This is a genomic window from Cryocola sp. 340MFSha3.1 (assembly GCF_000383315.1).
Taxonomy (GTDB): domain Bacteria; phylum Actinomycetota; class Actinomycetes; order Actinomycetales; family Microbacteriaceae; genus Leifsonia.
The window spans coordinates 865,160-886,950 of record NZ_KB911088.1; the positions used below are offsets into that span (position 1 = coordinate 865,160).

Here is a 21,791-nt window from a genome sequence, read left to right on the forward strand (position 1 = left end):
TATCAATGTAATTGCCCCCGTTTGTGGGATTCTGCCGTGAATTTGCTCGGAAATACCATCAACGAGCCGGACGGGACTCGCTCGAACGGCGCCCCGCAATCTCCCGACCGATTGGACACTGCAATGTACTTCCGACTCATGGGCAAGCTGAACGCTCGCCGCAAGGGCTTGCTCGAAGAGGGCGAGAAGGGCTTCACCCTGATCGAGCTCCTCGTGGTGGTCATCATCATCGGCATCCTCGCCGCGATCGCCATCCCGGTCTATATCGGGCTCCAGAACAACGCGAAGGACTCGGCCGCCCAGTCCGACCTCAACAACGCCAAGACCGCGGTGGTCGCCTACTACACGCAGAACACCACAGGCACGCCGACCATCTCGGCGTCGCAGAACGACCTGTCCTCCCTCGGGTACAACCAGAGCAAGGATGTGGACCTCGTGGCCTTCTCGGGGACTTCCCCTACGAAGGCGGGCGACAAGTTCTGCCTGACGGTCAAGAAGGTCAGCGACGCCACGAAGTCCTACTGGGTCACCGACTCGGGCAACGTCACCGACTCCAAGCCCGCCGGCTGCTAGGTCCCTCTAGCACCACGCTCGGCGGGGCATCCCGACGGATGCCCCGCCGAGCGCCGTTCGTCCCCCGCCCGACTCCCACCCGATACCGAGGGAGGTGAAGACGTGATCGCTCTTCGTCGTCGACTGCGACGGGACACCGCGCCCGATGCCGGGCTGACTCTGATCGAAGTGCTCGTCGCCATGACGATCTTCGGCTTCGTCGCCACGGGCATCGCACTCGGGCTCACTTCGAGCATGACGGCGGCTCTGGATAATCAGAAGCGCATCACCGCTGCTAGCCTCGCGGCGGCCGAGATCGATCGGGTTCGAGCGATCGGCGACCCCTTCAAGGTGAGCAGTGTCGACCCGGGAGTCGCCACTGGCCCCGACAACGCCTTCACCGTCACGACAGACGCGACCTGGAAGACGCCGAGCGGGTCCGACTCCACCTGCGGGACCAGCGGCGGCCCTCTGCAGTTCAAGCTGGTGAAAGTGACGGTCTCGTGGAACGGCGCTCGTTCGGACGTCGTTTCCAACACGCTGATCGCACCCAGTGGTCGGATCAACGACCCGACGATGGGCACCATCCTCGTGGTGGTGAAGAACGCACTCGGCCGCGGCGCCGGCGGAGTCGGCTTCACCGCAGGCACGCTTGCCACGAGCCCCACCGATTCCGATGGGTGCGGTTACGTGCTGAAGGTGCCACCAGGCAGCTATACGGTCACGATGAACCAGTCCGGCTACATCGACTATCAGCAGAAGACGTCGCCGTCGAAAACCGCCGACGTCGCAGCCGGCAGCTCCACGGTCTACTCGTTCCAGTATGACAAAGCGGCCACGTTCACCCTCGCGTACGGGACGGGCTCTCCTACCCTCCCGAACAATCTCGACACGACGTTCATCAACGCGACCTACGGCGGAGCCTTCCCTCCGATGAAGGTGTCCACTACGACGAAGCAGGCCAGCCTGCACCCGTACAAGGACGGCTACCAGGCGGTCGCCGGCGCGTACGATGACAACACCTGCCCGGCTCCGAATCCCACCGAATGGTCGCCTGACACGCGCACGACGCCGAATAAGGTCGGCGCGCTCCCTGCACCTCAGACCGCAGCCGCGGGTGCGGCCACGTCCATCACAGTACCCATGGGAACAGCGACGATCAGCTCAGGGTCGGGCCCATTCCTGTTCGCGGTCTCGCAGAGCGCCGCGCCGGTGCCCGGAGAGCCTCCGTGCGCGGACGGAGCGATGAAATACACCTTCGGCAGCGTGATTCCGTCCTCTGGTGGGAGCGGCGTGAAGATCGCCCTCCCGTTCGGCACCTGGCAGCTGTTCTCCGCATCCACGGCGACCGGGACTCAGACGGCTCTCACCGGCGGGCGCGTGACGATCACCAGCAACGGCAGCTACGTCTCCTCTTCCGGTCAGCTGACTCTGGATCCGAGGGCCTGACCATGAGAATCCACCGGGCACTGAAGAACGACGAGGGCTATTCACTCGTCGAGCTGGTCACCGCCATGGGTCTTCTCGCCCTCATTCTGACGATGGCGACAGCGCTGTTCGTCAGCACGACGACCTCCACCGGACTCGCGCAGGGGATGGACGCCAACACCCGGGTCGCGACCAATGCGATGGATGAGATCGGTCGGGTGCTTCGCGTCGGTACGACCGTCGCTGTCACGGGGTCCGCGACTCCGCGAGCAGCCTTCGTCTACGCCGACCGTGAGCAGCTGGTGGTGTTCTCGAACATCGACGTGGACCCTTACGCCTCCGTCACGACCCTTCCCCCCAAGCCGACGATGGTGCGGTTCCGACTCGACGGCGTGCGGCAGCTGTGGGAAGACCGGCAGAGCCCAACGTCGTCGGGCATCTACTGGGTGTTCCCGGCCGCGATGGGCACTCCGGACAGCAGCCGATCGCTCGGTGGGACCGTGCTCGCTGCTCCCGCTGGTCAAGACGTCTTCTTCACCTATTACGACCAGACAAACACGGTGCTGTCGGTACCGGCGACGGGCGGGTTGAGCGCGACTCAGCTGGCGCAGGTCACGTCGGTCAAGGTGACCTTGCGGATCAAGGCGACGAATTCCCGTGCCGGGAAGGCGGTCACCGTCGTGAACACCATCCTGCTTCCGAACGTTTCCGTGACGAAGGTGACATCATGAACGGCCTGCGCGCCTCCCGGCTGCGGCTGCGCCGGGACCAGAGCGGTGTCGCCGTGCTGGCCGTCGTCGGTCTCGCGTCCGTCATGTTGATCGTCATCGCCACTGCGTTGACGGTGTCCGTCGGCGGGATGAAGCGCGCCACGAACGATGCGGACTGGAACGCCGCGCTCGCGGCTGCGTATGCAGGAGTCGACGAGTACGCCAGCCGGCTGGCCAACGACAGCACATACACCAAGTACGGCAACCCCGCGTCCACCTTCACGATCCGGACCGGCAGCAAGGACACCGTGACCCTCCCGACGGCGTCTCCGAATCCGGCTTTCGCAGTGGGGGCTGGGGCCGGTTGGGCGAGCGTCCCTGGAACGAGCGGCGCGGCCGCGTTCCGCTATGAGGTCGACAATTCGCAGTACACCCGCAATGGCGTCATCCGCGTACGTTCGACGGGGAAAGTCGGCTCGCAGACGCGCTCGGTCATCGCCAACCTGAAGCAGCAGGGTTTCTTGCAGTTCCTGTACTTCACCAATTACGAGATCATCGACCCGGCGATCCAGAATCTCGGATCGGGAGCCACGGCTTGCGTGCCGAGCTACGCGTTCAAGTCTGGCGGCACCATCACTCACAAGACGAACTGTCAGGAGATCGAGTTCGCCTCCAAAGACGTGATCAACGGTCCTCTCCACTCGAACGACGAACTCCGGATCTGCGGCACCACCTTCCTGGGCGATGTCTCGACGAGCAGCTCCCTCACGCCGAGCTGGGTGAACACCTGCCCGACGGGGGCGCTTCCGAAGTGGTACAACGGCGCCACAGGGCCCTCGCACAAGGATGCGCTCGACATCCCACCGACCAATCTGGCGATGGCGAACGAGGCTCGTGTGGACCTCAGCGATGTTCCGAGGCCCGGTTGCCTGTACACCGGTCCGACGACCATAACCTTCACGAGCGACGGCAAGATGCGGGTGGTGTCTCCGTGGACGAAGGTGACTCAGCCGTCCTTCACGTCAGGAATCGCTTCCAACAATCCGACGATGTGCGGCACCCCCGGGGCAGGAACGGGCAACCTCGGTGACACCAACGGTGCGGTCATCCCGGTGCTCGACAGCAATCTCATCTACGTGCAGAACGTCCCGGGGGCTCCAGCAGGCGGAGCCGCCGCCGATCCCAACTACAGCGCGACCCCGCCGAGCGGAGTGACCTGCACCAATGTCGGAGCGAAGAACGAAGGGTGGAGTTTCGGCGGGACCCAATATCCTGCGGCCACGGAGACGATCCCTCCGACGGCCAAGGCGTCGGCGCCCGCGTACGGATGTCGGAACGGCGACGCCTACGTGAAAGGCGTCATGAAAGGCGCTCTCACGATCGCGAGCCAGAACTACATCTACGTCACCGGCAGCATCACATACACGGACCGCGCGGCCGACATGCTCGGCCTCGTGGGGCAGAATGCGGTCTGGCTGCTCAATCAGATGGCGTGCACGACCTCGACCCGTTCCGCCTGCACGCCGCTGGTCGCGAATGCGGACGTCGAGATCGATGCAGCGATCCTGTGCGTCCAGCACACGTTCATGGTCCAGAACTACGAAGCGGCCGGGAAACGCGGCACTCTAACGGTGTTCGGTGCGATCGCCCAGTACTTCCGCGGACCGGTGGCGCAAGGTGACGGCTCCGGAGGAACGTCCTCCGGGTATGTGAAGAGCTATTGGTACGACCAGCGGCTCCGGTCGGCCGCTCCACCCAAGTTCCTCGCCCCGACCTCGACGACCTATGGAGTGACGCAGTACTCGGATGTCTCACCGGCGTTCACCTCGGATGGAACGGCGCGATGAGCCAGACAACCAGCTACGTGTTCGCCTGGACTGCCTTCGCCGCCGTCATCGGACTGCTCATCGGCTCCTTCGTCAACGTCGTGGTCTACCGCGTACCCGCTGGAATCTCCGTGGTGCGGCCCGGAAGCGCCTGCCCGAAATGCGGCAGCGCTGTCCGTCCGTTCGACAACATTCCCGTCCTGTCATGGCTCGTGCTCGGCGGGCGTTGTCGAGACTGTCGACAGCCCATCGCTGCGAGGTACCCCCTGGTCGAAGGGGCGGTGGGTGTGGGGTTCGGCCTGGTCGCATGGTGGCGGTGGCCGGCTCTCGCCGATGCGGCACAGGCAGGCTTGGCGCCGCTCATCGGACAGGCGCTCGTGCTCGCCGCTTTCCTCTACCTCAGTGCGATCACCGCAGCCCTCGCGCTCATCGATCTGGAGACTCGCACCCTCCCGAATGTCATCGTTCTCCCCGCCTATATCGTCGGTGGTCTACTGCTCTGCGCGGGAGCAGCGTTCATCGGGAGGCCGGAGGCGCTGGTATCGGCCGTCATCGGAGGCGCGGGCGCTTTCCTCCTGTACCTCGTTCTTGCGCTGGCCGTCCCTGGCGGGATGGGCTTCGGCGATGTGAAGCTGGCCGGCGTGCTGGGGATGTTCCTCGGCTTCCTCGGCTGGCCGCAACTGTTGGTGGGTGTCTTCGCGGCGTTCGTGCTCGGTGGTGTTTTCGGCATCATCCTGATGACAGTGCGCCGGGCAGGGCGCCGCACGGGCATCCCGTTCGGCCCGTGGATGCTCGGCGGTGCGTGGATCGGCGCTGTCGCCGGTCCCTCGATCGTCTCCGCTTACCTAGCGATTCTCGGCCGGGGCTGAAGGAGGGCCACATGAAAGACAGCATCGTCGGTGTCGACATCGGCAGCACATCCATTCGCGCCGTCGAGGTGGGTGGATTGCGCAGATCACAGCCCATCCTCCTGCGCTATCACGAGCTCCCGCTGCCGGAGGGGGCGGCCAGCCGAGGCGAGGTGCTGGAGCCGAACACGGTGGCTGCACTGCTCAAGCAACTCTGGTCTCGTGGCGGATTCGGTACGAAGGATGCCGTACTCGGCATGGGCAATCAGCGCGTGCTGGCCCGGGACCTCACAGTCCCGCGCATGTCTTTGACCCGTATCAGAGAGTCGCTGCCGTTCCAGGTCCAAGAGATGCTGCCCGTGCCCGTGGCGGACGCCCTCCTCGATTTCTATCCGGTGTCCGAAGGAGAGAGCGAAGCCGGGCCGGTCATCAACGGCTTGCTGGTCGCTGCCGTCAAGGAGGCGGTTCTCGGCAATGTCAACGCGGTCCATCTGGCCGGCCTCAACCCGGTCGACGTGGATCTCATCCCGTTCGCGCTGTGCCGCGCGATAGTGAACCGGGGCCGGACCACCGGGACGGTAGCTCTCGTCGAGATCGGCGCGGCAACCACGAGCGTCGTGATCGCTGCGGAGAATATCCCGCATTTTGTCCGGATCATCCCGTCCGGCGGTGGCGATCTGACCGCTGCGCTGGTGGATGGTCTGGATATCGAGCCCCAGCAGGCTGAAATGCTGAAGAGGACGCTGGGCTTGGCTCCGGCCGTGTCGTCCCAGCAGGAGCAGAAGGCTGTCGAGATCATCTACCAGGTCGCAGGCGAGCTGCTGGGCAGCATCCGGAACACCATCAACTATTTCGTGAACACCCGTCCAGGCTCCTCGGTCGATCGGATCGTCATCACTGGTGGCGGGAGTCAGCTCGTCGGCCTCGGCGACGCGCTGTCCGAGATGACCCGGGTTCCCGTGGAGGAGGCCGACCCGTTCACTGCGATCGGTTTGTCGCGACGCCTCGATGCGTCCGACCTCCGGTATCGCCGCGCGGCACTCACTGTGTCCCTGGGGCTGGCTCTCGGGAGGGTGGCATGAGTGCGCGCGGGCGGTCGCGGAGCGAAGACGGCCCCGTCATTGGTGGGGTGCCGCGCGTCGATCTCCTCCCGCCCGAGGTGCGTGCCCGGCGGAGGGCGCGAGCGCTCCGACGCTCTCTCGTTCTTGCTGTCGTCGGGGTGGCAGCCGCCGTTGCGCTGGCCACTGCCGGCTCGTTCGCCTACAACATCCAGGCGAACGTGGCCCTTGCAATGGAGCAGACGCGGACGACAAGCCTGTTGGGACAGCAGTCGAAGTATGCAGACATACGCAGCATGCAGGACGACATCAAGCTCCTCCACGCTGCACAGGAGGTGGGCGCTTCTACGGAGATCCAATGGAAGGCATACCTGGAGAAGGTCCAGGCGACACTTCCGGCCGGCGTGTCGGTCCAGACCGTGGAGGTGGAATCCGCATCACCGCTGGCCGCGTTCCAGCAAGGAAGCACACCGTTCGAGGGACCGCGGGTCGCCACCATCACCTTTTCCGCAAGGACGGATTCGTTCCCTTCGACCCCGGAATGGCTGAAGGCGCTCGAGGGACTCCCCGGTTATGTGGACGCCACCCCGAACAACCTCACCCGAGACGAAGGCACGGGGTCCTACACGGTTTCGATCACCATGCACGTGAATGGTGACGTTTACGACGGTCGATTCTCCTCGAAGGACAAGTGACATGGACTCTAATCGGATCTGGTACATCGGTGCCGTCGTGGCAATGGTCGCGATCGTCGTCGGGGGGTGGTTCCTCGGGGTTCAACCTCAGCTCGACGCTGCGACCGCCGCCCAAACGCAACGCGCAAACATTCAGCGGCTCAACACGGTGAACGAGGCAACACTTCGGGCATTGCAGGCCGAAGATGCCAAGAAGGGCGAGTTGCTCGACGAGTTCGCGCAGTTGTCCGCCTCGGTGCCCGCTCTCCCGCAGTTCCCTGCTTTCCTGGACGAGGTCAACCAGATCGCCACCAGCAACAACGTCGTCGTCTCGAACGCAACGACGTCCTCGAACGTCGCTTACGAGCCGGTCATCCCGGCTGCCGGGAAGTCGCCCGGTTCTTCCGGGACTGCGTCCCCAACCGCGACTCCTGCCCCCACTGCGAGCCCCTCACCGTCATCGTCGGCTCCGACCGGCGCGCCGGTCGTCACGAATCCGCTTATCACTTCGAAGAACTTCTACGCGGTCCCGGTCAGCTTCACGCTTACCGGTGACACCAGTGGCATCCTCCAGGTCGTGGACGGGATACAGAAGGGTAAGCGTCTGTTTCTGATCAACGGGCTCACCACTTCGGTCGCGCCGCCGGGAGCGACCATGCCAGAAGTTCAGGCACAGGTCTCCGGGTTCATCTATGTCGTTCGGCCCGATCACGCTGTGCAGGGCGCCGGGTAGCGGTACGCCTCCCTGGATTCGCGCCGCGCCGTTGCTACAGTGGGCGACGACGGGCCCGCCGGGCCGATAGAGGAGCCACGATGACCGACACGCCGGAGTCTGCGCCCAAGCGCGCGAGCTACGAGCCCGCGCCGGCCGACGAGCAGGCCGGCGCGCCCGCGACCGCACCCGCCGCGTCCGCCGCCGCAGAGCCCGCCACGGACACGGGTGCACAGGTCGTCGAGCCGCCGTCGAATCCCGTTTCGGCCCGTGGTCACCTCAACCGTCCCGCAGACGACGCCGAGCAGGAGGCAGCCCCCGTGGCCGCCGCGCCGGCCGAGCCGCAGCGTCCCGCCGCGATCGCCGAGCCGGAGCCTGTCGTCGCGAGCGATGACGATGTCGCGGCCGCCATCGCCCATAACAGCCCGCAGCCGGGAGCGACCGCCGCGGGCGACGCGACGGTCGACACCGCCTCACCTGTCGAGTCGGCCACTCCGGTGATCGTCGCAGCCGAAGCCGCCACTCTGAGCCAGGGCGGCACCGCAACGACCGCGTATGGCAGCGTCCCGCCGGGCGCACCGGCCGCGGCCGCAACCACCGCCCCCGGCCCGCAGCCGGTCGCCCCGATCTACCTCACGCGCCCCGAGCCGCCGAAGAAGAAGAGCAACCGCGGCGTCGGCATCCTCATCGCCCTCGTCGGCACCGTCGCATTCGCCATCCTGTGGGCCGGCGCCGTGCTCATCGTCGGGTCGCTGCTGACGCCGAGCAACGAGTTCGGCCCGGCGCTGCTCGAGTTCTTCACCGGTGGTCGCGCGTTCGGCATCCGCGGTTGGGCGCCCGTCGTGGCGTTCTTCATCGGGATGGTCGTGCTCATCCAGATCCTGAACCGCGCGCGCTGGTGGGCCTACATCCTCGGCGGCCTGTTCGTCGCGGTGTTCGTGTACTTCGTCTACATCGGCGCCGGCCTGATCGATGCCCAGTACTGGCTCCGTAACTCCGACGAGTTCGCGATCCTCATGCGCAGCGCCTGGGTGAGCCCCCTCGCTGTGCTCGCCGGCGTGATCGCCCGCGAGGTGTCGATCTGGACGGGCGCGTGGCTCGCCGCCCGCGGTCGCAAGCTGAAGGCGCGCAACGCCGAGGCGCAGGCCGACTACGACCAGCAGGTCGCCGACGCCCAGAACCAGGCCGTCGCCGCCTACGCGCAGCAGGGGTACTGACCGGGAGGGCTCGCAGCCGACCATGCGTGACGAGCGCGTCTACGCAACCGTCGTCGCCTTCTTCGCGACGGGGCTGTACCTTGCTCTGGTCGTCGCCACGTTCGGCCTGGTCTCCCTCGCGACCGACAGCGATGTCGTCGCCGACCCGGACGTCGGGCCGCTGGTCGGCCCCGTCATGGTGGTGGCGTCGGCGGTCATGCTGCTGGTGTTCCTCATCGTGCTCGGGACGCGCGTCCCGGCCGAACGCCAGCGGGTCTCGCCCGGTGTCGCGTTCGGCGTCGGGGTCGCCTGCTATGCCGTGTTCATCGCCGCAGGCGGTATCGCCGGTGCGGCAGGCGACCCGAACGACCCGTTCCATTACTTCCTGTTCGCGTTCGCCCAGCTCCTGCGCTGGCCCTCCCTCACGATCGCGGTCCTGGCGTTCGCGGTGACGCTGCTCTACCAGCTGGTGCTCGTCGGACGCTTCCGGCAGCGCGGGCGACCGCGCTGGCCCTGGGAGGGCGACGACGAGGAGTAGGCCCGCCCGACCGAGTCAGACACGGACGCGCGCGGGGAGGGACGCATCCACCAGCGGCACCTGCACCCGCGTGAAGCCGCCCTTCTGGATGAACACACCGCGTCCCGGAGGGAACTCGGACCGGTTCAGGCGCGGCAGCGGCGTCTTCAGCAGGATGTCGCCCTCGACCGAGTCCGGCTGCAGCAGCAGCCCGCGCCGGCCGTTCTTCACCTCGCCGAGCAGCGGCCACGACGTGCCCCACGCGCTCGACTCCGCCTCCGCGACGAGCAGGTGATCGCTGCGTCGGATGGCGCGGATCAGCTCCACGATGGGGGAGTCGGCGGGCGTCTGGAGGAAGTCGCCGATGCTCTCGACGAACACCGCGATCCGCCCCTCGGTGTCCGGGTCGGCGATGGCGACGGCGAGGTCCTTCGCGAGCTCGGCGGCGTCCGCCGGCGTGAGGGCACGGTCCGTCCATAGGCTCGACCCGGAGAGCGGAGACCGGGCGCTTCCCACGTAGTACAGCCGCGTCTCGGCGTCGAAGCGCGCCACCGCATCCGCCACCGCCGCGAGGGCGGTCGTGCGACCGCTGGCCGGGGGACCGGCGACGAGCAGCGTCCCCGATGGCTCGAAGCCGAGCGGGCCGAGGTCGATATCGCCGATGCCGAGCACGGGCTGTCCGCCGACGCTGTCCGGAAGGGATGCGGGGGCCAGCTCCTTCGGCATCGAGCCGACCACGGGCGCCTCGGGGATGCCGGCGCGCTCCATCGCCTCCGCGAGACGGCGGACGGCCTCCGACTGGTCCGCGACGGCACGCGAACCGCCGAGCACGGCGATCTGCGTCTCGTACCCGTCGACGATCGCGCGGCCGGGAGGGGAGGCGGCCGAGAGGATGTCGCTGGGCACGTCGAGCATCCCGTACCCGTCGTCCGCCAGCCGCAGCACCACGCGGCGCTGTACGAGCGAGCCGATCGCGGTGGGGACGGCGCCGGCACGGTCGCCGGTCAGCGCCACGTGCATCCCGAGCCGCCGGCCGTCGGCCAGCAGGTCGCGGAACACGTCGTACCATTGCGACCGCCCGGCCGGGATCTCGAAGTCCTCGCGGAAGCTGGGGAAGCCGTCGACGAGAAGCAGGATGCGCGGCTCCTCCTGGCGGCCGGTCAGCGACCGGTACTCGGTGATGTTGGACGCGTTCGCTTCGGCGAAGCGCGGGCCGCGGTTCTCGAGCGTCTCCTTCAGCATCCGGAACAGCCGGATGATGCGCTCCGGGTCGTCGCCGGGGATGATCGAGCCGACATGCGGGAGCTTCTCCAGCATCCGCAGGCTTCCCGCGCCGAAATCCAGGCCGTAGACGTGCACGGGGCCGCCGCGCGGAGTGATCGCGGCGGCGGAGGCGAGGGTGCGGAGCACCGTGGACTTGCCGGACCCGCCGGTGCCGTAGACGGCGAGGTTGCCGTCGACGTCGGGCTGGAAGTAGACCGGGCGTTGCTCCTGGCGGTCCGGGATGTCGGCGACACCGAGCAGCAGTTCCGCGTCGGTGCGCTGCCGCAGCAGCCCGAGGTCGTAAGCGGCGGCGAGCTCGTCGAGCCACGGACGGCGGGGAGCCGGGATGTGCGCCGCGGACTGCGCGCGCACGATCGCGGCAACCATCCGCTGCTGGTCGGTGGGGCCGAGGTCGCGCTCCGGCTCCTCGGCGGGCCGCTCTTCCTCCCAGCGCACCTCGCCGCCGAAGCGGAGCTCGGCGACCTCGACGCCCGCCCGCTCCGGCTCGCGGGTGGTCCAGCCGCCGGCGTAGGCCGACTGGAACCGCACGAGACGGCCCGGCCCGGTCTTCGCCATTCCGCGGCCGGGGATGCTCGGGTCGAAATGTGCGGCGTCGGCGACGCCCACGACGTCCTGGCTGTCCGACTCGTCGGCCATGCGCAGCGCGATGCGGAGGTTGGTGTTGGCGCGCAGGTTGTCCTTGATGACACCCGCCGGCCGCTGCGTCGCCATGATGAGGTGGATGCCGAGTGAGCGTCCGCGCTGGGCGATGTCGACGACGCCGTCGACGAACTCCGGCACCTCGCCGACCAGTGCGGCGAACTCGTCGATGACGAGCACGAGCGCGGGCGGGCTATCCGGATCGCCGCGCTTCTCCAGCTCCAGCAGGTCCTTCGCCTTCTTCCGGTTGAGCAGGTGCTCGCGGTAGTGCAGCTCGGCGCGGAGGCTGGTGAGCGCACGGCGCACCAGGTGCGGGCTCAGGTCGGTGACGAGGCCCACGCAGTGCGGGAGGCTGACGCAGTCGGCGAACGCGGACCCGCCCTTGTAGTCCACGAACAGGAAGGTGACCCGGTCGGGGCTGTACTCGGCGGCCATCCCGAGCACCCACGCCTGCAGGAACTCGCTCTTGCCGGCGCCGGTGGTGCCTCCGACGAGGGCGTGCGGTCCCTGCGTGCGAAGGTCGAGGTGCATGGCATCGACGCCGGCCGACCCGATGGTCGCGCGCAGCGTGCCGGGGCGGCGTCGTGTGGGCTTCGCGCCGGCGGTGCGGTCGTGGATGGAGGCGTTCTGCCGCCAGCGGTCGACCACCGCACTCGACGACTCGGCCAGCTCGTGTCCGAGCAGCGTCACCAGCGACACGGAGCGCGGCAGGTCGCTGGCGTCGGCGACGAGGGCTCCGGCGTCGATGACGGGGGCCATCCGCTTGGCGTAGTCGAGCGCGGTCGCGGCGCTGACCGGCTCGGTGACGACGTCCTCCACCGTCTCGCCGATGCGGACGAAACCGGCCCGCGCGCGGTGCGGCTGGTCGGTGTGCTGAAGGAACGTGCGGCAGACGGCCGGGAGCCGGTCGACGTCGTCCGAGATCCACACCGGGAAGACGCCGGCGTCGGCCGCCGCCTCCGCGAGCTGCACGAGGCGGGCGCGGTCGACGGCGACGTCGTCGGAGATGACGACGATCACGGCGGGGACCGGCGACGGCGTCCCGTTGCTGGTCTGCGAGCGGCCGACCTCCGCGCCGCGCTCGAGGGCGGCACTCTCCTGCTCCATGGCACCGCGCCGCTGCGGGCCGGCCTTCGCCGCCGCGAGACGTTCCTCGACGAGGCCCTCGAGCGAGCTCAGCACGCCGGCGGCCGAGGATGCGCTGTCGGCGAGGTGAGCGCCGGCCAGCGGGCTGTGCGGGGACGAGGTGTGCGGCATCCACTTCAGCCAGCCGAGCTCGCGCGACCACCGCGGTGAGACGAGGGCGGCGACCGCCAGCTCGGAGGGGGAGTGCAGGGCGGTGAGCTGGACGAGCACCGAGTTCACCGATCCTGCGACGAGGTCCGCCGGTCCGGCGATGCCGAGCGCCCCGGACTCGTACAGGTTGTCGAGCACCGGGACGTCCTCGACCAGGGCGTTGTCGGCGATGACCGCGTCGAGGCGCTCCTGGAACTCGACGATCAGCTCGCCCCGGTCGACGGCCTGCACGGTGTTCCGCGAGCGCATGGTGCCGCGGCCCAGCTGCAGGTTGAGGAACGACCAGTGCTCCGGGCGCCGCGTCCAGAGCAGTGGGCCGCGACGGACCGCCTCGGCGAGGGCGTCCGCGGTGGTCGGCGTCTCCGCCTGGCGCAGCTCGACCTCCGTGGTGCGCTCCTGCTCCAGCTTGCTGGAGAGCGCCTCGAGCCGCTGCTCGAACAGCGCGATCTGCTTCTTGAGCTTCCGCTTGCCGCGGGTGCGGCCGCTGATGTAGTTGCCGACGAGCATCACCGGCGACAGCAGCACGAAGAGCAGGCTGGTCGGGTTGTGCGTCAGGAAGAACATCGCTCCGCCGAGCAGCAGCGGCGTGATCATGGCGAGCAGGGGGAAGGGCGGGTCGTCCTTCTCGCCGGGCACCTCGGGCGCCTGGAACACCTGCCCGGAGTACCGCCGCTCAACGCGTGGCGACCGGTTGAAGAACACCGGGCCCGCGGTGGGCGGAGCCGCCGGCAGCTCGGAGCCCGACTTCACCTCGAGCTCCACCTCGGTGTCGCCGAGCAGCAGCGTCTCCGACCGCCGCACGGTGAACCGGGTCACCAGCCCGCCGTCGACGACGACACCGTTCGCCGAGCCCAGGTCGACGACCTCGACGCCGTCGCCCGCCTCGAACCGCACGTGGCGCTTCGAGACGAGGGGATCCTGCAGCACGATGTCGCACGACTCGTCGCGACCGAGCACAGTGGTCCCGGCACGCAGAGGGAACTCCGTGCCCTCCTGCGGACCGCTGAGCACCCGCAGCGTCGCGACGATCGGCACGTCGCCGAGTTCGGGGGAGACGTAGTGGAGGCCGGCGTCGGCCAGCGCGACCGTCGCACCACTGCCGATCCACGCCTCCCCGACCGGGGCGTCCGGCGGCAGGACGAGCGGATCGGCCTGTCCGGGAAGCTGGGCGCGGAGCGTCAGCGCGCCTGGCGCGGCGACCGGTCCGGTGCGCCGCGGATCGATCCGCGCCACGGTCGAGGCAACCTCGGCGATGCTGGCGGCGGCGTCGGCGGTGACGACGATGTCATCGCTGCTGCCGGACGGGCGGGCGAGAGTCAGTTTCAGTCGCACTTCAGCACCATACCCATCTCCTCGCCCGCACGTGGATGGGGACCGCTCCCCATCGCTTCCCCGCTGGTCCACCGGTACGTTGCTGAAGGCAGGATGACCGGAGGACTCCGGCGGTCGCCACCGGAAGGGGAGGAACAGTGTCCGATCTCGTACTCAAGCTGGACGAGCTGGTGCAGCTGCGCGATGACCTCGACGCCGTCGTGCGCGAGTTCCAGAACGCCGACGACTTCAGCGACTCCGTCGCCGAGGCGACCGGGCACGACGACCTGCACAGCCACGTCCGCGACTTCGCCCACAAGTGGAACGAGAAGCGCAAGGAGATGACCGAGAACGTGAAGAACGTGCAGCAGGTCATCGCCGCGGTGGCGGACAACTTCGTGAAGGTGGACGGCGACCTCGCCAAGGCGCTGGACGAGAAGAAGGGTGCGGACCACAAGTGAGCGACAAGGAGTTCCAGCCGCTGACCGGCGACCCCGACGTCCTGGAGGCGAAGGCCCGCCACTACGAGTCGATCGGCGAGGCGATCCAGCGCTCCGTGAAGGAGCTCAACAAGATCCACGACCTCGACGGCTACAAGTCCCAGGCCGTGTCGAAGCTGCAGGAGATGTCGAAGGACACCGCGGAAGACATCAACAAGGCCAAGGACCGCTACTCGAAGACGGCGAACGCGCTGATCACGTACGCCGCCCAGCTGCGCGAGGCGCAGGACGACGCCGACAAGGCCATCGCGCTGATCGAGCAGAAGCAGAGCGCGGCGGATGCGGCGCACAAGGCGGCGACGACCGCCCACACAGACGCGCAGAAGGCGAAGCCGGAGGACGCCGCGACCGCAGGCAAGTCGGCCGACAAAGCCGACGATGCCGCCCGCGACGCGAACGCAGCCCTGCAGGCGGCGCACCAGGCCTGGTACGACGCCCGCGACAAGAAGAACCGCGCGGCCGAGAAGGCTGTCGACGCGATCGTCGACGTCGTCGACCACCACAACAACGGCCTCAAGAACCCGGGCTTCTGGGACAAGGTGATGGATGTCATCGAGACCATCGGGGACATCGCCGGGGTCCTGGCGATCTTCCTCTCCTGGGTTCCGATCCTCGGCCAGGTGCTGGTCGTGATCGCGCTGGTCGCATCCATCATCAAGCTGGTCGATGCCGTCGTGAAGTTCGCGAACGGCGAGGGCACGTTCCTCGACATCATCGGAGCCGCCGTCGGCGTCGCGCTGAGCCTCTTCGGCGGACGCATCTTCGCGTTCCTCGGAAAGGCCGCGCGCATCAAGGCGCTGGCCCGTGCTCCGCGACTGGTCGGCGGCGTGCGCACCAGCCCGAACGCCATGCTCAAGATGCAGATCGGCAAGCGCTTGATGAAGTCGGCGACGAAGAAGCTCTTCGAGAAGCCGCTCAACGACGTCAACCCGGTCAAGATCTGGCAGGCCGCCGGCGAGTCGGCCGCCGGCCAGCGCGCCGCGTACAAGGCCCTGGTGACGGATGGCGCCGACAAGGCGAAGGCGATGCGGACGCTGCTCGGCATCGACCAGAACGTCGTGCGGGCCGTCTCGCATGACGTCGGCGCCCGCGAGGTGAACCCGCTCACCGTCGTCGCCGCGTACCACCAGGGGTCGGCGCTGATCAACAAGGGCATCGAGCTGGTCAACGCTCCGGGCAAGGTGGACGAGATCGCCAACAAGTTCGACGGCGGCAACCACACCGATCTGCCCAAGATCCCCAGCATCGACCTGCAGAAGTTCGCGCTCGGCCAGGCGGACAAGTATGTTCCGACCTACAAGAGCAACAACGGCTGAGGAGGCTGACCCGGTATGACGCTGCGCCCGCGCGACATCGTCGACTTCACGTTCGAGGCCCCGGAGGGCTGGTACGACGTCGAACTCCTGAGCGAGGACCCTCGAGGGGACTGGCCGGAGCGATTCGCGGCCACCACCCTGGACGCGGGTGAGCAGGCGGCCGGCCTGACGGCCCAGCTCCGCGCCCTGCAGCAGGTGCTGCACGCCGAGGACCCGACCGGCGCCACCCGCGCGCGGGTGTACATCCCGATCCCGTCCGCGGGCGTCCTCAACGCCTACCAGACGTTCGAGCTGCTGCAGCTCGAGGTCGACGACAGCCCGGAGAGCTACCTGGCGGCGACCGACGCGGATGCGGCCGAACGCCGCCCCGGCTACGAGACCCTCGGCTACCGCTCCTGGCGCACGGCCCACGCGGTCGGCGAGCTCGTCGGCTTCACGCACCTGACGGCCCTCGCCGACGACGACGCGGGCGACGCCCTCCTGGAGCAGCGGGTGGTCTTCGCGATCTTCCCGGTCGGCTCCGCGCAGGCGTTCCACACCGAGTTCCGATCGGGATTCATCGGCGGCTTCGACGACATGGTCACTGACACGCAGGCCATCGCCGACTCGCTGCGCGTCACTCTGGGGGAGTTCGCATGACCGACGCACGTCTGACCTCACTCGACGATGAGCTCACCATCGTCTTCCCCGGCACGTGGGTGATGATCCCGCTGCACGACGAGGAGGCGGCCTCCCGGCGCATCGCGCGCCTCGTGACCGAGCGGGTCGGTCGCGCCGACCGGCTGGCGCGCGTCCGGCGCACGGCGAAGACCGAGCTGGAGCACCTGGTCGCCCTGGCGGACGCGACCTCGGCTTTCGCCCTCGCGCTCTCGATGGAGATCCTCCCGGGGGTGCCGTTCCCCGCCTCCATCGTGCTGTCGCGCGAGGAGTGGCCGACGACACCCGGACCGGACGACGACACCGCCACGCACCTGCAGCGCTGCTTCCCGGACGACGACGCGCTCGAGTTCTCCATCGGGCCGGTGCGACGTCGATCGCAGGTCCGGCAGACGACCTACGACGAGCAGTCCGCTCCCGAACTGGTGGCCGACTACCGGTTCGCGGTTCCGGACGGCTCGCGTCTCATCCACGCGCGCATCAACGCGCCGATGGCGACGGCTCCGGAGCTCTACCTGGAGTTGTTCGACGCGATGATCGACTCGATCAGCTTCCGCGCGCCTCTCGCGCAGCCGGCCTCCGCCCGCTGACCTTCCGTCCGCTCACCTTCCGCCCGCTGACCCGGCGGCGGTACTCGCGGACGATCAGCACGACGGTTGTCACCACGAGCGCCGCCGTCACAACGGTCCAGACGACCGCGCCGATCGGGCCGACCGGCCAGAACAGCCAGCCGGCGACGAGGAACGACGCGAGACCGTAGGGGATGCCGGCGACCAGCACGGCGCGTCCTGGTCGCCAGCCGAGGAACATGATCTCGGTCCAGAACGCCGTCCAGCGCGTCATCCGGACGGGGAGCAGCGACAGTGCCGTCTTACCGACCGTGACCGGCCCGATGACGTTGCGCGACCATCCCGTGCTCGACAGCCGCTCGCCCGCATACGACGGCCGAAGGCTGCGGACCACGTACGTCCACGAGAGCACGGCGAGCGAGACCGATCCGAGCGCGAGCGCGACGAACGCGTACCCGAGAAGCGGGACGAGCACGACGAGGGCGAACACGAGGAACAGCACGATGATCACGGTGTCACCGCCCGTCACGAACTCGCGGGAGCTGAAGTCGGGGTTCGTGCTCCAGAGACCGAAGGGCAGGGCGGCGGGGAGAGCCACCGTGACCGCCCCGAGCACCGTCCACACCAGGGCCACCAGCAGGTATCCGAGAGGGCGCAGCGCGCGCTCGGCCTGCGACGGCGGTGTCGAGGAGCGGTCCGAACGCGAGCTGGTTCCGCGTGCAGCGGCGGAGTTCGGGTTCGGCTTCATCGGGCTGTACGACGGCATGGCAGCCACGCTATCCCGCTGGCCCGGCGAGCGTGAACTCCGACGGATGGGGAGTGCTCCCCATTCCGTCCTCTCCGCAGGCCTGGTTAGGTGGACGTAGCTGGTCGGCCCCGGGGGTACGGCCTCTTTCGAACCGAAGGGATAAGGACCGTCATGGCCAACATGAACGTCACGTACGGCGAGATGACCGATGCCGCCAACCGCCTCATCGCGGGCAAGGACGACATCACCGCGAAGCTCCACGAGCTGCAGAACCTGGTGAACGGGCTCGTGAACGGGGGCTTCGTCACCGACCAGGCGTCCGGCGCCTTCCACACCTCGTACGAGCAGTTCACCAAGGGCACCACCGAGGCGGTGAACGGACTCGACGGGATGTCGCAGTTCCTCACCAAGGCGGCCGACGCCCTGCAGAACGTCGACAGCGAGCTCGCCAAGGGCATCGGCGGCTGAGCCGAACCCACACGACAGCGGAGCGCGGGTACCCCGAAAGGGTGCCCGCGCTCTTCTGCGTCCCGCCCCTAAGCTGACTGTCGGCCGATCGGTATCCGGCCGGTATGGGGGAGTCCACGTGAGCACCGAGTCCGAAGCCGCGCCCGCGAAGCGCACCGTCCGCGTCCGCTGGTTCTGGTGGGTCCTCGCCGCCGCCGCTGTGCTGTGCACGGCCGTCGGCGCCTTCTTCTCCGTCACCACCATCGCGGCAGCGCAGAGCATGCCGCGCACCGTGGTCGCGCGTTATCTCGACGCCCTCGTCCACGGCCATGCCCGGGAGGCGATGACGCTGGGCGGGATCACTCCGCGATCCGGCGACATCCTGTTGACCCAGAAGGCCTACGCGACCGCGACCGACCGCATCACCTCGTTCACGCTCGGCGCCCCGGTCACCCGCAAAGGCGTGACGACAGTGGATGCGACGGTCGAGCAGGGCGATCGCCCCTACCACCGCTCCTTCCGCGTCGTGCGCGCGGGTGGCCTGCCGTTCCTTCCGCTGTGGAAGCTGGCGCCCGTGACGCCGGACACCGTCGAGGTCGAGACCCCCGGTCCCAGCGGCCTGAGCTTCACCATCGCCGGCAACAAGCCGTCGAGCGATGACGGTTTTGCGAAGCTGCGTGCCCTCCCCGGCAGCTACCCGGTGAAGGTCAGTTCGTCGAGCGCCGACTACTCCGCGAAGAGCGGTGTCGCCATCTCGCACCCGGTCGGCAGCGTCGTCACTCCGACGCTGTTCGCCGCCGAGCTCTCCGAAACGGGATACGCGGATGCGAAGAAGGCCGTCGAGGACTGGCTGGACGCCTGCCTCGCCACGCAGGACGCCGCTCCGGCGAACTGCCCGTTCCTGGTAAAGGACGAGACGGCGAACGGCGTCCGGCTGAGCGACCTGCGGTGGGCGCTGGTGACGCGCCCCGAGGTCGACATGTACGGAGACTGGCACGACGGAGGATGGGACGTCCGCGGCTCCGGCGGCTCGGTCACGGCGACGGCGAAGGTGACCAGGCTCGCCGACGGCGCCACCGGGCAGGTCTCGACCGGCGACATCCCGTTCGCGTACTCGGGCACGGTCACCTTCACCGGCGACGGTGCGGTCTTCACGCCGGCGCGCGCCGACGGGTCCCAGGGCTGACCGTGGAGAAGTCGACACGGACGGCGCTGTGGCTGGGCGCCACGGCGGTGGTACTCGCCACGCTGGCGGGCGCCGTGATGTCGGTCGCGACGATCGGCATGGCGCAGGAGCTGCCGCGCACGCTGGTCGCGCGGTACCTGACCGCGCTCGAGCACGGCAAGGCGGAGCAGGCGATGCGCATCGCCGGGATCCACCGGTCGGCCGGGGACATCCTGCTGACCGACACGGCGTATGCCAAGGCCACGCATCGCATCACGTCGTTCACCGTCGGCCACCCGGTGACCCGGTCGGGCCGCACGACCGTTGAGGCCGTCCTCACGCAGGGCGACCAGGAGCAGCGCCGTACGTTCGCGTTCGAGCGGACCGGCGGGCTCCCCGGCGTCCCGCTCTGGCGCATGGCGAAGGTCGCACCGGACACGGTCTCGTTCGAGGTGCAGGCGCCGGACGGGATGGCCTACTCCATCGCCGGCATCAGGCCCGTGAAGCAGGCGCTGCGCACGATCGTCACATTCCGCGCTCTCCCGGGCAGCTACCCCATGAGCTTCACGTCGCCCAACGCCGCCTACCGGATCTGGGATGCGGACGTGGCATCCAGCCCGTCCGACCGGGCGAAGACCACCCGCTTCCCGGCCCAGCTGTCGTCCGATGGCGATACGGCCGCGCGCGCCGCGGTCGACGCGTGGCTGGACGCGTGCCTCGCGACGACCGTTCCCGATCCCGCAGGATGCCCGTTCGTCGTGGACGACACGACCGACGACGGCTACACGGTGAGCGGCGTCCAGTGGAAGCTGGATCAACGCCCCCTCGTCGCGGTCGACTCCTCGTGGACGCACGGCGGATGGATGGTGTCGAGCGACGAGGGGACCGTCGAGGCATCCGGAACGGTGACGAGCCCCACGGACGGCTCGACCGGCCCGGCGTCGACGGATCCGTTCTCGTTCCAGTACTTCGGATCCGTGACGTTCGGCCCGGACGGCGCCCCCGTGTTCACGCCCCAGTACGAGGACGGGACGACTCGGGGCTGACACGCGCCGCAGTGGGTTTCGCCCTGCGCGGACACCGGCCGCCCGCACCCGTGCTCATTTGACCGACCGGCCCCCGGCGGATAGTATTTATCGGGTGTGCGCTCTGTCGCGCGCTTGCTTCGTGCCCGGTTTCCGGGCCAGGAGCGAGCGGGTTGGCACGTACTCATCCGATGGGCAGGGAGACCGCACGGGACCCCCGCCCCCACGGCATATCGGCCGGTTCTGCCGTCCGATTCCCCCAAGTGCCGTTCCACCCGACGACAGCCTCCATCGTTCCGATGACGGGCGCGAAGCCGGTGGGTGGCTCATGGGGAAGAAGCAACAACTGTCACCGTGCAGTCCATAAAAGGAGAAGTTCAGTGCCAACCATTCAGCAGTTGGTCCGTAAGGGCCGGACGCCGAAGGTCACCAAGACCAAGGCTCCCGCCCTGAAGGCCAACCCGCAGCAGCGCGGCGTGTGCACGCGTGTGTACACCACCACCCCCAAGAAGCCGAACTCGGCGCTCCGCAAGGTCGCCCGTGTGAAGCTGTCGAACGGGACCGAGGTCACCGCTTACATCCCCGGTGAGGGCCACAACCTGCAGGAGCACTCGATGGTGCTCGTCCGCGGCGGTCGTGTGAAGGACCTCCCGGGTGTCCGCTACAAGATCGTTCGTGGCGCCCTGGACACCCAGGCCGTGAAGAACCGCAAGCAGGCTCGCAGCCGTTACGGCGCGAAGATGGAGAAGAAGTAATGCCTCGCAAGGGTCCCGCTCCGAAGCGCCCCGTCGTCGCCGACCCCGTGTACGGCGCGCCGGTCGTCAGCCAGCTCGTCAACAAGATCCTCCTCGACGGCAAGAAGGGCCTCGCCGAGCGCATCGTCTACGACGCGCTCGAGGGTGTCGCCACCAAGTCCGGCCAGGACGCGGTCACCACGCTGAAGAAGGCTCTCGACAACATCCGTCCGACCCTTGAGGTCCGCTCCCGCCGTGTCGGTGGCTCGACCTACCAGGTGCCGGTCGAGGTCAAGCCGCACCGCGCGAACACCCTCGCGCTCCGCTGGCTCACCAGCTACGCCAAGGGTCGTCGCGAGAAGACGATGACCGAGCGTCTCCAGAACGAGATCCTGGACGCGTCCAACGGTCTCGGCGCCGCTGTCAAGCGTCGCGAGGACACGCACAAGATGGCCGAGTCGAACAAGGCCTTCGCCCACTACCGCTGGTAAGCACCGCACCGCGGTAATAAATCTGGCCGTCCGGGCGTTATACCTCATAGTGCCGCGCCCGGACGGCACCCCTCACTTTCAACAATTC

The 21,791-nt window shown here is 68.3% G+C and carries 21 protein-coding genes; 19 read left to right on the forward strand and 2 right to left on the reverse strand.

Annotated features, from left to right (window positions below):
• The first annotated feature begins 123 nt into the window (after window positions 1-123).
• The 10 genes from H284_RS0115160 (at window position 124) to H284_RS0115205 (ending at window position 9,542) form a co-directional block, all read left to right on the forward strand.
• Complete coding sequence (locus H284_RS0115160) at window positions 124-573, forward strand: type II secretion system protein (RefSeq protein WP_018191990.1); 450 nt, start codon at window positions 124-126, stop codon at window positions 571-573.
• Between the two features lie 102 nt (window positions 574-675).
• The gene (locus H284_RS0115165) at window positions 676-2,001 is read left to right on the forward strand and encodes a type IV pilus modification PilV family protein (RefSeq protein ID WP_018191989.1); all 1,326 of its coding nucleotides are present in this window, start codon (window positions 676-678) and stop codon (window positions 1,999-2,001) included.
• A 2-nt stretch (window positions 2,002-2,003) separates the two neighbouring features.
• Complete coding sequence (locus H284_RS0115170) at window positions 2,004-2,711, forward strand: type IV pilus modification PilV family protein (RefSeq protein ID WP_018191988.1); 708 nt, start codon at window positions 2,004-2,006, stop codon at window positions 2,709-2,711.
• The gene (locus H284_RS0115175) at window positions 2,708-4,537 is read left to right on the forward strand and encodes a hypothetical protein (RefSeq protein ID WP_020076926.1); all 1,830 of its coding nucleotides are present in this window, start codon (window positions 2,708-2,710) and stop codon (window positions 4,535-4,537) included. Before H284_RS0115170 ends, H284_RS0115175 begins: the two co-directional genes overlap by 4 nt.
• A complete protein-coding gene (locus tag H284_RS0115180) occupies window positions 4,534-5,385 on the forward strand; it encodes a prepilin peptidase (RefSeq protein WP_020076927.1) in 852 nt (283 codons plus the stop codon). The genes H284_RS0115175 and H284_RS0115180 overlap by 4 nt, the downstream gene beginning before the upstream one ends.
• Before the next feature lie 11 nt (window positions 5,386-5,396).
• A complete protein-coding gene (gene pilM, locus H284_RS0115185; protein WP_020076928.1) occupies window positions 5,397-6,446 on the forward strand; it encodes a type IV pilus assembly protein PilM in 1,050 nt (349 codons plus the stop codon).
• Window positions 6,447-6,583: 137 nt separating this feature from the next.
• Window positions 6,584-7,117, forward strand: a complete 534-nt coding sequence (locus tag H284_RS0115190; RefSeq protein WP_231371256.1) for a hypothetical protein — start codon at window positions 6,584-6,586, stop codon at window positions 7,115-7,117.
• A 1-nt stretch (window position 7,118) separates the two neighbouring features.
• Complete coding sequence (locus H284_RS0115195; RefSeq protein WP_018191983.1) at window positions 7,119-7,829, forward strand: hypothetical protein; 711 nt, start codon at window positions 7,119-7,121, stop codon at window positions 7,827-7,829.
• 80 nt (window positions 7,830-7,909) lie between these two features.
• A complete protein-coding gene (locus H284_RS20570; protein WP_051092481.1) occupies window positions 7,910-9,025 on the forward strand; it encodes a hypothetical protein in 1,116 nt (371 codons plus the stop codon).
• A 22-nt stretch (window positions 9,026-9,047) separates the two neighbouring features.
• Complete coding sequence (locus H284_RS0115205) at window positions 9,048-9,542, forward strand: DUF6121 family protein (RefSeq protein WP_020076930.1); 495 nt, start codon at window positions 9,048-9,050, stop codon at window positions 9,540-9,542.
• 15 nt (window positions 9,543-9,557) lie between these two features.
• Here the strand turns inward: H284_RS0115205 and H284_RS0115210 are convergent, their stop codons facing one another.
• On the reverse strand, window positions 9,558-14,072 hold the full coding sequence (locus H284_RS0115210; RefSeq protein WP_020076931.1) for a type VII secretion EssC family protein: 4,515 nt from the start codon (window positions 14,070-14,072) through the stop codon (window positions 9,558-9,560).
• Between the two features lie 137 nt (window positions 14,073-14,209).
• Here H284_RS0115210 and H284_RS0115215 point away from each other — a divergent pair, with 137 nt between their 5' ends.
• The 4 genes from H284_RS0115215 to H284_RS0115230 are packed head-to-tail and all read left to right on the forward strand — an operon-like array spanning window position 14,210 to window position 17,114.
• A complete protein-coding gene (locus H284_RS0115215) occupies window positions 14,210-14,512 on the forward strand; it encodes a hypothetical protein (protein ID WP_018191980.1) in 303 nt (100 codons plus the stop codon).
• A complete protein-coding gene (locus H284_RS0115220; protein ID WP_020076932.1) occupies window positions 14,509-15,867 on the forward strand; it encodes a putative T7SS-secreted protein in 1,359 nt (452 codons plus the stop codon). The genes H284_RS0115215 and H284_RS0115220 overlap by 4 nt, the downstream gene beginning before the upstream one ends.
• 15 nt (window positions 15,868-15,882) lie before the next feature.
• On the forward strand, window positions 15,883-16,506 hold the full coding sequence (locus tag H284_RS0115225) for a hypothetical protein (RefSeq protein ID WP_020076933.1): 624 nt from the start codon (window positions 15,883-15,885) through the stop codon (window positions 16,504-16,506).
• Window positions 16,503-17,114 carry a hypothetical protein gene (locus H284_RS0115230; protein ID WP_020076934.1) on the forward strand — a complete coding sequence of 204 codons (612 nt, stop codon included), beginning with the start codon at window positions 16,503-16,505 and terminating at the stop codon, window positions 17,112-17,114. Before H284_RS0115225 ends, H284_RS0115230 begins: the two co-directional genes overlap by 4 nt.
• On the opposite strand, the gene H284_RS0115235 is transcribed toward H284_RS0115230, so the two are convergent.
• Entirely contained in the window at window positions 17,071-17,859 is a 789-nt protein-coding gene (locus tag H284_RS0115235) for a hypothetical protein (RefSeq protein WP_020076935.1), read from the reverse strand. The genes H284_RS0115230 and H284_RS0115235 overlap by 44 nt on opposite strands.
• Window positions 17,860-18,012: 153 nt before the next feature.
• On the opposite strand from H284_RS0115235, the gene H284_RS0115240 reads away from it, so the two are divergent.
• From H284_RS0115240 to rpsG, 5 genes are all read left to right on the forward strand, one after another.
• A complete protein-coding gene (locus H284_RS0115240; protein WP_018191976.1) occupies window positions 18,013-18,309 on the forward strand; it encodes a WXG100 family type VII secretion target in 297 nt (98 codons plus the stop codon).
• Between the two features lie 118 nt (window positions 18,310-18,427).
• Window positions 18,428-19,474: a hypothetical protein gene (locus H284_RS0115245; RefSeq protein ID WP_020076936.1), complete on the forward strand. Its 1,047-nt coding sequence runs from the start codon at window positions 18,428-18,430 to the stop codon at window positions 19,472-19,474.
• A 2-nt stretch (window positions 19,475-19,476) separates the two neighbouring features.
• Window positions 19,477-20,499, forward strand: a complete 1,023-nt coding sequence (locus H284_RS0115250) for a hypothetical protein (RefSeq protein ID WP_020076937.1) — start codon at window positions 19,477-19,479, stop codon at window positions 20,497-20,499.
• 359 nt (window positions 20,500-20,858) lie between these two features.
• Complete coding sequence (gene rpsL / locus H284_RS0115255) at window positions 20,859-21,233, forward strand: 30S ribosomal protein S12 (RefSeq protein WP_011186743.1); 375 nt, start codon at window positions 20,859-20,861, stop codon at window positions 21,231-21,233.
• Window positions 21,233-21,703, forward strand: coding sequence for a 30S ribosomal protein S7 (gene rpsG / locus H284_RS0115260; protein ID WP_018191973.1), 471 nt, complete (start codon window positions 21,233-21,235; stop codon window positions 21,701-21,703). Before rpsL ends, rpsG begins: the two co-directional genes overlap by 1 nt.
• Window positions 21,704-21,791: the final 88 nt, after the last annotated feature.